At 62.4% G+C, this 13496-nt stretch carries 12 protein-coding genes and 1 tRNA gene; 6 read left to right on the top strand and 7 right to left on the bottom strand.

The window, feature by feature from the left end:
- Positions 1–114: 114 nt before the first annotated feature.
- Positions 115–191 (bottom strand) — tRNA-Arg (locus VGU25_15470).
- 56 nt (positions 192–247) lie between these two features.
- On the opposite strand from VGU25_15470, the gene VGU25_15465 reads away from it, so the two are divergent.
- From VGU25_15465 to VGU25_15450, 4 genes are all read left to right on the top strand, one after another.
- On the top strand, positions 248–865 hold the full coding sequence (locus VGU25_15465; GenBank protein ID HEV2578603.1) for a DUF2911 domain-containing protein: 618 nt from the start codon (positions 248–250) through the stop codon (positions 863–865).
- A 72-nt stretch (positions 866–937) separates the two neighbouring features.
- Complete coding sequence (locus tag VGU25_15460; GenBank protein HEV2578602.1) at positions 938–2437, top strand: sodium:solute symporter family protein; 1500 nt, start codon at positions 938–940, stop codon at positions 2435–2437.
- 69 nt (positions 2438–2506) lie between these two features.
- Positions 2507–2902, top strand: a complete 396-nt coding sequence (locus VGU25_15455) for a hypothetical protein (protein ID HEV2578601.1) — start codon at positions 2507–2509, stop codon at positions 2900–2902.
- A gap of 64 nt (positions 2903–2966) precedes the next feature.
- Positions 2967–3443, top strand: coding sequence for a DUF1440 domain-containing protein (locus tag VGU25_15450; protein ID HEV2578600.1), 477 nt, complete (start codon positions 2967–2969; stop codon positions 3441–3443).
- 20 nt (positions 3444–3463) lie between these two features.
- Here VGU25_15450 and VGU25_15445 read toward each other — a convergent pair whose 3' ends face one another.
- The 3 genes from VGU25_15445 to VGU25_15435 all read right to left on the bottom strand — a co-directional run bounded on the left by VGU25_15445 (position 3464) and on the right by VGU25_15435 (position 5914).
- Positions 3464–4687 carry a metal-dependent hydrolase gene (locus VGU25_15445; protein ID HEV2578599.1) on the bottom strand — a complete coding sequence of 408 codons (1224 nt, stop codon included), beginning with the start codon at positions 4685–4687 and terminating at the stop codon, positions 3464–3466.
- A gap of 9 nt (positions 4688–4696) precedes the next feature.
- Entirely contained in the window at positions 4697–5656 is a 960-nt protein-coding gene (locus VGU25_15440) for a hypothetical protein (protein ID HEV2578598.1), read from the bottom strand.
- An 81-nt stretch (positions 5657–5737) separates the two neighbouring features.
- Positions 5738–5914: a hypothetical protein gene (locus VGU25_15435; protein ID HEV2578597.1), complete on the bottom strand. Its 177-nt coding sequence runs from the start codon at positions 5912–5914 to the stop codon at positions 5738–5740.
- A 228-nt stretch (positions 5915–6142) separates the two neighbouring features.
- Between VGU25_15435 and VGU25_15430 the strand changes: the two genes are divergently transcribed.
- Positions 6143–8845: an RNB domain-containing ribonuclease gene (locus tag VGU25_15430; protein HEV2578596.1), complete on the top strand. Its 2703-nt coding sequence runs from the start codon at positions 6143–6145 to the stop codon at positions 8843–8845.
- Between the two features lie 164 nt (positions 8846–9009).
- Here the strand turns inward: VGU25_15430 and VGU25_15425 are convergent, their stop codons facing one another.
- Positions 9010–10662 (bottom strand): TIGR03118 family protein, encoded by a 1653-nt coding sequence (locus tag VGU25_15425; GenBank protein HEV2578595.1) that lies wholly within the window; start codon positions 10660–10662, stop codon positions 9010–9012.
- 255 nt (positions 10663–10917) lie between these two features.
- On the opposite strand from VGU25_15425, the gene VGU25_15420 reads away from it, so the two are divergent.
- Positions 10918–11313, top strand: a complete 396-nt coding sequence (locus tag VGU25_15420) for a hypothetical protein (GenBank protein HEV2578594.1) — start codon at positions 10918–10920, stop codon at positions 11311–11313.
- 36 nt (positions 11314–11349) lie between these two features.
- Here VGU25_15420 and VGU25_15415 read toward each other — a convergent pair whose 3' ends face one another.
- A complete protein-coding gene (locus tag VGU25_15415; protein ID HEV2578593.1) occupies positions 11350–13089 on the bottom strand; it encodes a M56 family metallopeptidase in 1740 nt (579 codons plus the stop codon).
- Positions 13086–13466, bottom strand: coding sequence for a BlaI/MecI/CopY family transcriptional regulator (locus VGU25_15410; protein HEV2578592.1), 381 nt, complete (start codon positions 13464–13466; stop codon positions 13086–13088). Before VGU25_15410 ends, VGU25_15415 begins: the two co-directional genes overlap by 4 nt.
- Positions 13467–13496: the final 30 nt, after the last annotated feature.

The following is a 13496-nucleotide window of genomic DNA, read 5'->3' as shown; positions in this document are numbered from 1 at the left end:
CGTCGCGATCAACGTCACAACACTGTGATCCATGAAAAAGGAAGAATGACGACCACAGGAATCCGTGGCACGTGCGCGTTTGCAAGAGCGTAGATCGTCAGGGAAAGAAAGGAATGGTGCGCCCGAGACGATTCGAACGTCTGACCTACAGCTTCGGAGGCTGTTGCTCTATCCAGCTGAGCTACGGGCGCTTGAGAATGACGCGGCGAAAGCCGCAACCCACCCATCTAGGGTAGCATGGTGGGCCATGAAGACCTCCGTTCGTTACGCACTCGCAGCTATCCCGCTCGTGGCACTGCTGGCCGCGGGCAGCGCCATGTTCGTCCACACCACGCCCGTCTCTGCACAAGGAGAGCCCGGCTCCATTTCAGAGGCGAATGCCGCCCCGAGATCTGCGCAGGCCGAGAAGCCGCTGCCCAGCCCGGCCGCGCAGGCCGAGGTCACACTCGATGGCAAGGCCATCTCCATCCACTACAACTCGCCCCGCATGCGTGGCCGCAAGATCATGGGCGAGCTCGTGCCGTACGGCAAGGTCTGGCGCACCGGCGCGAACCCCGCCACCAGCTTCGTCACCGATGGCGACATCAAGATCGGCGACCTCAACGTCCCCGCCGGCAAGTACACGCTCTACACGCTTCCGGCTGAGAGCGGTTGGCACCTCATCATCAATAAGCAGACCGGCCAGTGGGGCACTGAGTACCACGAAGACCAGGACCTAGGCCGCGTTCCGATGCACTCCAGTAAGCTGCCCTCGCCGCAGGAGGACATGAGCATCAGCTTCGAGCACACCACACACAACTCCACCGAACTGCACGTCCGCTGGGAAACGACCGACGAGTGGGTCAAGATCGAGGCCGCGCACTAGAACCAGTTTGCGTCCGGTGCTGAGAATCAGCTCCGGCGCGAGCTGTGCGTCCACTAGAATGCCCCATACACGATGAATCTCTACGCGATTGTTCTTGGCCTGATCGTCCTGGCGTTGCTCAGCGTGTCGGTCGCTCGGCTCGGCAAGGTAAAGACCAAGGCTGACTACCTCGTCGCCGGCCGCTCCCTTCCGGCCTTCGTCCTCGTCTTCACGCTGCTGTCCAGTTGGATCGGCTCGGGTTCGCTGCTCGGCGGAGCAGAAAACGCCTACAAGCACGGCTTCGCCGCACTCTGGCAGTCGGCCGGCGGGTGGGCCGGGCTTGCGCTCATCTACTTCATCGCCCCGCGCGCCCGCAAATTTGCGCAGTTCACCATCCCGGACCTCCTCGAAGCGCGCTACAACCAGACCGCGCGCGTGCTTGGCGTCATCGCTGTGCTCTTCGCCTACACCGCGATCACCAGCTACCAATTCATCGGCGGCGGAGACATCCTGCACCTCATCTTCCCGACCATCTCCGCCGTGCAGGGCCAGTACATCCTCGCCGGTTTCGTTATTCTTTTCACGATGATCGCCGGCATGGGCTCGGTCGCCTACATGGACGTCTTCATCGGCCTGCTCGCGACCTTCACCATGATCGCCGCGCTTCCCGTGCTCGTGCACCTCGCCGGCGGCTGGAGCAACATCCGCTCCATCCTTCCCAGCACTCACTTCCAGTTCTTCGGCGACATTCACCCGTTCAACAGCTACATCCAGACGCTCCCTGACGGCTCGACGCAACAGGTCCAGTCCGCACTCGAGATCTTCCTCCCCACCTGCCTTCTCATGCTCGGCAACCAGGCCATGTACCAGAAGTTTTTCTCCGCGAAGTCCGAGAAGGACGCCACGCGCGCGACTTTAGGCTGGGTCGTCGGCACCGTTATTCTGGAGTCCGTCATCGTGGCCCTGGCAGTCGTGGGCTCCGCACTCTACCGCAGCGGCGAGGTCAGCCATCGCCCGCGCGAGATCCTCGCCTTCACCGCGACACACGCCTTCGCGGGATCAAAACCGCTCATGCTGCTTGGCGCTCTGCTGGTCGGCGCCATCTTCGCCAAGGTGGTCTCCACCGCGAACAACTATCTCTTCTCGCCGTCCACGAATCTCATCAACGACGTCTACGTCCGCTACGTGCGCCCGTCCGCCTCGAATGCCGAGATCCTCATCGTCTCCCGCGTCATCGTGGTCGCGCTCGGCGCATGGGCGCTCTACCAGTCGCTCGGCACAACCTCGGTACTTAAGCAATCGCTTTACGCCTACACCATCTACTCCGCCGCGCTGACTCCGGTAATCCTCGCGGCATTCTTTTGGCGTAGAGCGACAGCTTCTGCCGCCGTCGCCAGCATCGCTGCCGGCACCGTTGTCACGGTCCTCTGGGACAAGCCCTTCATCAACCAGCACCTTCCCGCGTGGCTCGCCGCTCGTGACGCGATTCTTCCCGCGTTGATTGTTTCGCTCATCTGCCTCGGCCTCGTCAGCCTGCTGACCCCGCCTCCTTCCGAAGCACAGCTCCGGCCGTTTACCGAGCAAAAAAATTGAGCGTTTCCTCTTTCGGCCAACCTGCATCCAACGGGCAGGCAAGCTGCCGCCCAAGGAGAGCCCTTCCCCATGCCTGACAAGAATCCTATGCCCGCAACCGACAGCGCCCGAGACCTTCGCAACCTGGTGCACGATGATGCCACCGCCGACTTCGAAGATGATCCGAAGTTCGCCGACAGCAATCCATCCGCGAACGCCTCTAGCGAAAACCTCGCCGTCATGCGCGACACTGACGACGAGGAGGAGTCCGACGATGAACTCGAAGACGAGGACGAAGACGAGTTCGAAGAAGACGACGAAGATGATGACGAGGACGACGTTGACGTAGACCTCGAAGACGAAGACGAAGACGAAGACGACGAGGAAGACGAAGACGAGTTCGACGACGACGATGAGGAGGAGGACGAGGAAGACGATGAGGACGAAGTCAGTGCCGCTCCCTTCGTCCTCAAACGCGCTGCATAGTTCTCCCTTGTGCAGCAAATCCGGTAAACCTTACTTCATTGAACCTTGCAATCCGGAGGCTCGGTTGAGCAGCACGTCAAGCAATGGTGCACCATCCCTTTGGAAGGGTCTTGTGGCGGGCCTGATCGCAGGAGTCGCAGCCACTGCAGCAAAGACACTCGCGGAAAAGTTCTACCCTCCGCGCATCCATGGTGAACCCGAGCCGCCGGAGCTGCTCAGCGAGCGCATCGCAGGCCATGAGCTCGACGACACATCGAGGCTCGTTGCCAGCGAGAGCATCCACTGGGGCTTCGGCGCGGCCGCCGGCGCTTTCTACGGCGCGCTCGCCGAGTTCTACCCCGCGGTCACCAACAAGGAAGGCGCCAACTTCGGGCTGACGCTGATGGCTCTCACGCATGAAGGCGTGCTCCCCGCCATGGCCCTCAGCGCGCCCGCCGAGGAGCAGAGCGAGCGCGAACAATCCAGCGAAGCCGTCACTCATCTCATCTACGGTGTTGTTGCCGAGCGCGTCCGCAGCCTCGTCCGCAACGCCCTCGACTAGCCTCAGCTTTCGCCGCGCGGCTACCTGGCCGGCTCCGCATGCCCGCTCAGGCTCTCGAACACCACTCGATTCTGCTGGTCCAGCACCACAACGCCCGTCAGCGCACTCGAGCTCCCGCGCGATTGCCACGGCAACACACCCATGAACCGAGGATCGCGGAACGTCACCACCGTCCCGGGCACCGGCGAAGTCTGGTCTGCATCTGCCATCGCCTGCTCCACCGCCGCCCGCGAGCTTTCCATCGACACGATCGGCATCGGCGACCAGTCCAGATACACGCGCCCGAGCTTACTTCCCTCCGCTGCAATCAACGCCGCCGTGGGATCGGGCTTGTCATACGTTCCCTCCGTCGCGGCGATCTCCTGCTCCCGCGTGTCGGCCCGCTCCAGCTGATACATCGGCCCGAAGTCCGTCACCGTATACCAGCGAAACACACTCAACGGGTCGGGGCTCGCCAGCACGCGCTGCGCCGCGAGATACGTCGGCATCTTCGGCGCACTCTGCTGGCTCGCAGCATCCGTCGGCCCACTCTGATCTGTCGTCTGATCCGCGCTCTGCGGCGTCGGCGCTTCCATGCTTTGCGCCATCGCGAGCTGCGTCGCCCGGTCATGCTGCATCCACCGCACTCCCCACAACAGCACGATCAGCAGCAACGCCGCGATCGGCCAGCCTGTTCCCGTGAACGGCTGCCGCCGCGCGCTCACCTCCGAGCTGACGAGCCGGAAGATCGGCGGAACAACCAGCCCCATCAACAGCAGCGCAAAGATCAGCGGATCGAAGATGAACACAATTGAAGCGGCATACCAGTGCGGATTGAAGGGATAAAACGGCCTCAGCCCATAGTTATTCGTGTAATCCAGCAGCAGATGGCTCAGCAGCGCAATCACTGAAAAGCCATACAGCGCTCCCCATCGCACCGGCGCCACCGTAAGTGGGCGCTCAATCGGAATATGATCGCCCTGCGCCACGGGCTTCGGGCGTTTGGCGTACCGCGCCGCCCGCCAGCGATGAATCCCATAGCAGACGAGCACAACGAAAGCTGCCTCAAACGGCACGCCAAGAAATGTATGTGTGATCCCACGATGATGCTGGAGAGCTTCGACGGGACCGCGAAATCCCCAAATCGAGTCGATGTCCGGAAGCTCGGCGGCACCGGCCATCGCAAAGGTAGCGTAAGCCGCACGCCGGTTGAACCCGGCCCGTGCGAGACACGCGCCGGTCAAGACGTGCGTTACAGGCTCCATCGGCCCAGTTTACTGAGAGACAGCGAGAGGATGCTGCAGCGCCGCAGCCGGGCGAGCTTCATTTGCTGGATGCGCGCTTGCGGGGAGCCGCTCCTGCTTATGGCTTGCCGAACTGAGAACCTTCAGCTCAGCCGCCGCAAGCATCTGCGGCTTGAATCCGGCAACGGCCACATAGCCGGGCTCATCGCCCAGCGCCTCTGAGATGCGATTCCAGGTGAAGAACGGTGAGGTCGTCGGCAGCAGAATCAGTTTCCGCTCCGGCTCAGGCATTGCGAAGTACGCTCCCCACACACAACCTGAAATTAATGTACCGAGCGTGCCGACGATGTAAACCGGTGAATACATCGAATGAGCCCCGACGGTAGCGAACCAGGCGGCCTGAATGAGAAAGGCTGTCGTCGTCACGCCCAACCCGAGGGCGGTTCCAAAGATCCGGCTGCGGAACGTGAGCCCAAGCGGCCGGATTGCGAGGCAGACGAACAAAAGAAGGCAGAGGGTGAGGACCGAAACGCCCTGCTGTATCTGGCCAGCGGCCGCCGCGATGCTTCCGGCCCAACCGCCAGCACTGGAGGCATGCGGTCCGGCGGCAATGGCAATCGAGAGGGCGATAGAAACCACAGCCACCCAGCGGAAGATGATCCGTCCGATGCGCTGCAATCCCTGCATCGGTCTCATCGCTTCGTTGTAGACGTGATAGATGATGCCAATAATGAGCAGCGCTTCGGCCAGCGCGGAGATCCAGGCGGTGTAGAAGTAGATGTCGTACGCCGTAGGAATGCTTAACCCGATGGCCTTCCGGAAGAAGAGCAGCGGAACCAGAATCGATGCCGAGATGGCTCTTACAGCAAGAAGTCCCATTAATGGCGCGAATTTGCGCCACTGGCGCCCATACAACAAGATCCCTAGAACGCCAAAATAGATGATGCCGTCGGCGATATTCAGATCCCGCAGCCACAGGACGTTGCTCATAGAACAGAACTCCCTCGCGAGGGATATGCTACCCCGCGAGGGTGATTCCAACAAGCACTTCCGTGTACGTCTTAAGAGTGATTACTGCATGCCGCAATAATCGCCGCTGCCCGGCAGGCACAGGGGAACGGGCTGACCAGTGAAGCTGCTCGCAACGGTCTTGGCCGGAGCAGGGGTCTTCGCAGACGTCATCGAGGGAGCCACGAGGCCGGCGAAAGTGAGGGACATAACGATGGCGCGAACGAAATTGGTCTTCATGGGGTCTCCTGGGTGCATCGAATCTGGTGAGAAAGTTTCTGGCTTGGCCAGACGTCTACAACCTTAGCGTCATGGTTGTCCTAAGTCCATTGGATTGAGCTTGATACCCATGTATTACTTAGTAATTGTTACTAAGGTAACTTAGCACCGAAGTCGCTTTTTGAGTGCTCCGGAAGCGTCCCGCCAAAGCCATACGCCACACCCGGAAAGCCGGTTATTCTCGACGAGATGAGTGCAGGCCCCTACAGCCGGACGGACCGGGAACTGATTGCGCGTGTGCGCCGTTCCGCCAACGGCCGAGCCGGCTACAAGCAGCTCATTCGGGAGCTTGGCTTAGGCGGAGGCCGCGAACGGCGTCTCCTTTTGGAACAGTTGACCCGGCTGGTGGCCCGCGGGGACCTCGCGCGGGTGGACGGTGAGTCCTGGGCCGTTCCGGAGGCCGTGCGGCCGGCAAGGGCTACCACCTCAACCGATAAAGGCGCGGAAGGGGCCGCTCCACGTTCCGGCCGTGAACGCCTGGTGAGCGGCCGGCTCGACCTGCATCGGGACGGGTTTGGTTTCGTCCGTCCCGAGCAAGGCGAAGACCTATTCATCCCGCCCAACGAGATCAGCGGGGCCATGCAGGGTGACCTGGTCCTGGTGGATGAGGCACCGCCGGGGCGCGACGGACGACGCTCCGGCCGCATCATGCGCGTGCTGACGCGCCGCAATCCGACGGTCGTCGGAATCTTCCACTACGCCCGCAATCAGGTGCGAAGACGCAGCACGCGCGATACACGCGACTTCGGGCTGAATGAACCGCGCGGCAACTTCGTGCGGCCGTTCGACGAGCGTGTCGCCGGCTGGATCGAGATTCCGGAAGGGGCCGAGGAAGTCGCCGCCGCTATCAACTCCGAACACCGCATGCTCGGCGAAGAGGCTCGGGCCCAGCGCGCGCAGTGGGAACCTAAAGATCCTCGCTGGCCGCTCGAAGGTCTCGCCGTCGATGTCGAGCTGACGCAGTTCCCTGCGCAAGGACGTCCGGCGCGGGGACGCATCATCGAGGTGCTCGGTCCACCGGACGCGTTCGGGGTCGACGTGGAGATTGTCATCCGCAAGCACCATCTGCCTCACACCTTTCCCACAAAGGTGATCGCGGAGGCGCACGAGCGCTCGAAGGAGACGGTCGCGAGCCTCGAGGAGGATGAGCTTGCTCGTCGCGAGGACTTCCGTGGATTGCCGGTCGTCACCATCGACGGCGAGACGGCGCGCGACTTCGACGACGCTGTGCTGGTGCGGCCGCTGGCGAACGGCAACACCGAGCTGCAGGTACATATCGCCGATGTGAGCTGGTACGTCCAGCCCGCGACGGCGATTGATACAGAGGCACGCGTGCGCGGAACGAGCGTCTACTTTCCTGATCGAGCGGTTCCGATGCTTCCGCATGCGCTCTCGAGCGGCATGTGCTCGCTGCTGCCCAACGAAGATCGGCTGGTGCAGAGCTGCGTGATGGAGATTGATCCGCGCGGCGAAATCGTCGCGTATCGCGTGTGTGAAGGCATCATCCGCAGCGCTCGCCGTTGCACCTATACAAGCGTGCAGCACTGCCTGAATGCCTCTCCGCGGAGATCAGAGAACAGAGATCAGAGATCGAATGTCACGCCCGAACCGAGCGCGGAGGACTTCGCCGAGCGCGAGCGCGTTGCAGCCGGGCAACCGGAGATGCCTGACGCGTTCGACGCGATGCTGGAACTCGCGCTGCGCCTGAATGCGAAGCGGCAGCGGCGTGGCTCCATCGACTTCGACCTTCCCGAGCCAGTCGTGGAGTTCGATCCCGACGGAAACATGAAGGCGATTGTGCGTTCGGAGCGCGGCTGGGCGCACAGACTCATAGAAGAGTTCATGCTTAGCGCGAACGAGTGTGTGGCGACGTGGCTGCGCGATCAGGGCATTGCCTCCATCTATCGCATCCACGAGATGCCAGACCCGAAACGGATCGTCGAGTTCGAAGAGACCGCGGCGAGCTTCGGGCAGACGCTGGGCATAGGCTCACTGCCGGTGAAACGCATGACGATGAAGGCGGACCGCAGGGCGTCTCTACGGTCTTCGGCGCGCGGGCGAGGCGCGCGCGATGTGCAGAAACATGAGATTCCCGAGAGCATTCCGGTGACTCCGCAGATGTATCAGCGGCTGGTGCGGCGGATCAGTGGGCATCCTGAGGAGCGGATCCTCGCGTACCTGATGCTGCGATCGCTGAAGCAGGCGAGATACGCGGAGCAGAACGAGGGGCACTTCGCGCTGGCGAGTCCCTGCTACACGCACTTCACCTCGCCGATTCGGCGCTATCCGGATCTGATCGTGCATCGGCTGCTGCGTGCAATGCTGCGCAACGGCGCCGATCCGCGCGGAGGAGCGATCAGGAGTGATGATCCCCAGCCATGGAAGTTGGAGAGATCAGAGAACAGAGATCAGAGATCGGGCAAGGCAAGCGAAAGTGATGGGCCGATTGGGGCACAGGAATTAAGTGATATTGCGGTGGAGAGCTCGCAGGCGGAGCGCAGGGCGGCGGACGCGGAGCGGGAGCTGATGGAGTGGAAGAAGATGCGGTTCATGGCTGACAAGGTCGGCGATGACTTCAAGGCCATCATCCTCTCGGTTACAAAGTATGGATTTTTTGTGGAGCTCGATGAGCTGTTCATCGAGGGGCTGGTGCCGATCGCGTCGCTGGCGGGGGACTACTATACGTTTCGGGAAACGGACAGGACGATCTGCGGGGCGCGGACGGGGCACTGCTTCAGGGTGGGCGAGCGGGTCGAGGTGATCCTGGACCGGGTCGATCGTCAGCAGATGCGGCTGCAGTTTGCGCTGCTTCCGGGGACGGAGCCGGTGGCGGGGAGCGGGCCGCGGAAGCCGACGCGCGAGAAGTCCACTTCGAAGAAGAGGCGGCGGTAGGCCCCCTCCCCGTCATTTTTGTGCAAAATCTTCAAACGATTGCACTTAGCCTTGGACCTCAATGCGCAAAATCTTGATTCTATTGGGTCAGAGGCCGAACAGGAGTTGTGCTCGAGTTTTGTGGGCACCCTTCACCGGCACCCGTAATGGAGAGTTCGTGCGATCTACTGAACGGTCAAGGCGATGGAGGTTTGCTGGGGTGCGCCGCCCGAGGGTGTCGCGGTGACAGTGACGATTGAGTTGCCGGTGGGCGTGGAGGGCGGTGTTGTGGCTGGCGATGCGCTGTTGCCGCAGCCGAGGACGAGAACGGTCGCAGCATAACCGAGGACCAGAATGGCGAGTGGGCCGAAGAGCCGCAGAGCTCGCGAGGAGCTGCGACGGCGGCGAACGAACATTGCCAGCGGAAGCAGCGACAACGGAACGATCGAGGCTAAGGCGAAGGGAGGCATGCCATGGTGATAGTGGATAAATCCCATGCTGGCCTTGGAGCCCATGGTGGTGATGCTAAGCGTGGTGCTTGCGGGGGCATTTGACGCGACGCTCAGGGTGTAGGGCGAGAAGATGCAGACGCTGTTCACCGGAAGGCCGCTGCAGGTGAAGGTCATGGTGCCGCTATAGCCGTTAACCGGGACAGCGGCGAGCGTGAAGGTGGCGGTGTTGCCGTCGGTGACGGTGGCGGAGGAGGCGGAGGAGCTGAAGGCGAAGGTTGGTGAGGCTCCGGAGACGGTGGAGCTGTTGATGGCGGCGAGGAGGCCGTGCTGCTGGTTGGCGAGGCCGGCGGTGAGGTAGACCGAGGTGAGGCTGCCTCCGCTGACGGAAGTGCTGTTGAGGATGGGCGTGCCGCCGGTGAGGAGGCTCCAGAGTGAGGCGTAGACGAGTGGCTTGCCGGTGGAGTCGACGAGCTGGCCGAGGTACGCGTAGCTGTTTTTGGGGTCGTAGACGTTGATGTGACCGTCGCCGAAGTTGCCGATGAGAAGGTCGCCGGAGAAGATGCCGAAGCCTGTGGCGGGCGCGAAGGCGATGCCCCAGGGCGCGTTGAGATTGCCTCCGGTGACGGCGCGGGCGACGAAGTTGCCGCTGGTGTCGAAGACGTCGACGATCCCGTTGCCGGCGCCGAGGGTGGGCGCGTAGGGCGCGGAGGAGCCGCGGAGTGCGTACGCGACCCAGACCTGGTTATTGAGGATTTGAATCGACCATGGAGAGTAGCCGGAGGGAAGGTTGGGATCGGTGAAGGAGCCGGAGAGAGTGGTGGGTTTGAAGGTGCTGTCGTAGACCTCGACTTTGTTGCCGGCGCCGAAGTTGGGAAGGAGGATGTAGCTGCTGGTGGCGTTGGGATTGAGGATGGCGAGGCCGGGATAGGAGGCGGCGGCGGAAGAGCTGTTGATGGCTGAGAGAGTGACGGCGCCGCTGGTGCCGAGCTTGGAGTTCCAGCCGTAGACGGCGCCGTCGAGCGTGGAGAAGAGGAAGGACGCTTTGGTGCCGTTGGAGAGAACCATGCCGGTCGCTCCGGCGGTGGTGGCGGAGCCGGCGGGCGCACCTGTGCCGGTTCCTGAAGCAGCCGGGATGACGACCTTAAAGGCGATGGCATCTGTAGTAGCGGGGACGACATAGCTGTAGCCGGTGTTGGCAGTGCTGATCCACCAGGTGCCGCTGACGGAGATCCCCCACGGATTGAGGAAGCCCGGATCCATGGTGGTGGCGGTGACGGAGCCGTCAGAGACGAGATTGGTGACGACATAAGCCTGTGCGTGCGCGGAGGGCAGCGGGCCGAGCAGGACGCAGAGGGCGGCGAGCAGAAAGATAGTGATGCGGCTCATGGTGCCTCACTGGGGCGCTCTGGTCGGGCAGAGGCGCAGCGCGGATACGATCCGGCTGAATGTGAGCGTAGTGAGGCGGGTGCGCGAGGGTGTCATACGATTGTCACGGTGTGGCAAGTATTTCCGGCAGATGTAACGGAGTACGACGCAGCTTGTCACGACAGGTTTTCTGGCGCGCGGAGGGCCGCCGGGAGTGGTACAAAGAAGAGCAATTGGGAGTCTAAGAGTGCAGAGGGTTTGGCCGGAGGGCTGCGAGTGCCGAACGTGATGCGCAGTACCGGGAGATGGGCCGGCAGATGTGCATGGGCTGCGCTGGCGATGTGCGGCGTGGCGTTGGGACAGACGCCCGAGTTGAATACAAGTGCAACGCAGACGTCGCGCGCGGGCAGCGAATGGACAGTGCACTATGCCGACGGCGGAAAGGCAAAGTACAAGCTGGTGCCGGGCATCGGCGAGCCGGGCGTTGCGGTCTTCGAGGATCGATCAGGGCACGAGGTGAAAATCCTGGTGGCGGAAGACGCCACGGTGTTGATCGTGCCGAGTGAGGGTGGATGCTATCGCACGGGAAAACTGGTGGACGGGCACGTAACGAATGGGACGTCCGGCGGGGAGTGCAAGCCGGGTGGGGCGTGGACCGCGGAGATGCGGTGAGGCGAGTAGTAGTTCTTAGTTAGTGGATTCTTCTGCTCAGAAGATTTGGAAGTTGACGGCGATGTTGAGGTAGGTGGAGACGGGCTCGCCGTTTCGTGTTGCGGGTTTGAATTTGTACTGCTGCACGGCTCCGACGGCCTTCTCGTCGAGCTCATTGCCCAGGCCTCGCGCGACGCGGACATTCTGCGGCTCGCCGTCGCTGTCGACGACCAGCGAAACGATGACGTTGCCGGAGAGCTTGGCCTTACGTGCGGCTTCCGTGTACTCGGGGTCGGGCGCGTAGATGGCGACCGGCGGGCGAACCGATCCGCCGACGTTGTATACCTCGCCGTCGGTCCCTGTTATCTGGTAGGTGTCTTCCCTGGCATTGTTTGCGGATGGTGGCGGCGGTGGCGGCGGAGTCTTCTGTGGGTCGAGAGAGTAGTTGACGGTGATCGTCGTATCGACTTTGACGGGCTCGCCATTGAGCAGGTAGGGCTTGTAGACCCACTGCCTTACTGCATCCATGGCGGACCCCACGAGCATTGGTGGGCCGGAGATGACGGCCAACTGTTGAATGGTTCCATCTGCCCCAATGATTGCGTGGAGAACGACTGCGCCCGCGATGCCCGCGGCTCTGGCTATGGGCGGATAGATGGGATCGACCTTGGAGATGATCTGGCCGGCGGCGATGCCACCGGCAACTCTAATGGGGCCATCTGGCTGCTGCGAGCCGGACGCGATGAAGGCGGGTGCTGGGGAAACTGTGTGAGCAGAGAGTATGGCGCTGGTGGGGACCTCGAGGCGCAGCGACATGGCAGAGGCACAGGTTGCGATGCCGAGAGCGACAGCGGCAATGATGGCGGCGCGGCGAGAGACTGCGGTGATGGAATGGATGCGCGTGAGTTTCATGACTCTCCTCTCAAGGACGTTGGCGTCAAGGATTCCGATGGCGTGAAGGGTAGCGGCCGGCGTTGGGCGCGAGAAAGATTCGGCGAGCCGGAGAAGTGAATGCGCGTAGCGGGTGGCGCCGTGCGTGGCGCGCGCGGCGATCTCGTCGCACACCATCTCTCGTGATTCAGCGATGCGAAGCCGCGTGAGCCAGAGCAGCGGATGCCAGGCAATGGGCAGTGCAATGAATTCGTAGAGGAGATTTCTTGCGAAGTCGCGGCGGCGCATGTGTGCGAACTCGTGCGCGAGAGCCGCTGCGAGGTCTTCGCAGGAGATCGACGTGAGCAGCGTGGGTGGAACAAGGATGGTGCGGCGACGGATTCCGATGGTGGAAGGGCCGACGACGTGAGCCGATGCTGCAAGGTGCGCGTCGTCGATCCCGAAGATGCGAGCGCAGCGATTCCATAGGGCGAGCGGTTCGCCGGTGAGGACGATGGGCTGCGCTGTGTGGCGAAGCGCGCGCGTGCGGTGAAGACGAACAGCGAGGCGCACGGCGAAGTACAAAGACGCAGCAATGTACGCAACGAGTGCGACAGATTCGGCGAGCGCAACGAGATGCGGGCTGCCAGGGGCGGGCGCGGTCACGCCGAGGAGCGTCGTTTGCGTTGTGACACGGCTATGGGCGCTGTGCATGAATGAGAGCAGCATGCCGCGCAGGCTGGGACCAAAGGCGCACGCGGGCAGGAGGGCTTCGAGGATGAGCGCTGTCACCCAGATGCGATGTTGTGTCCGCGGCCCGGCAGATGCTGTGATCCGCGCGGCGAGTACGGCGAACAGGAAGATGACGGGGGTCTGCCAGAGCGAGTTCAGGAGGTAATTGAGGAGGGTGAGTTCGAGGTGCGTCATCGGCTGCCCTCCTCTTCTTCGAGACGACGCGTGAGCTCGGCGATCTTTTCGGGATCAAGCTGGCGGCTCTTGATGAGGCTCATCACCAGTTCTTCACTGGAGCCGCCGAACATGCGGTCGATGAGATCTTTCAGCGCGTTGGTCGAGGCCTTCTCTTCGGTGACGGCGGCGCTGTAGACGAAGGCGCGGCCGCGAAGCTGGCGCTTCACCTTGCCCTTGCGGAGCAGGATGTTCAGCATCGTCTGGACGGTGGTGTAGGCGAGCTGCTGGTCAAGGCACTCCTGAACTTCGCTCACAGTGCTGGCACCGCGCCGCCAGATGACCTGCATGAGCTGGAGCTCGAGCTTGGTGAGGGGAAGGTGTTTGGCGGCAGGCATCCGTGCAGTCTCCTAATGGATTAGGAGATT

Source organism: Acidobacteriaceae bacterium, from assembly GCA_035944135.1.
In the GTDB taxonomy this organism is placed as follows: Bacteria; Acidobacteriota; Terriglobia; order Terriglobales; family Acidobacteriaceae; genus Granulicella.
Note: the sequence above shows the minus strand (reverse complement) of the source record. Positions and strands in the feature narration are given on the sequence as shown.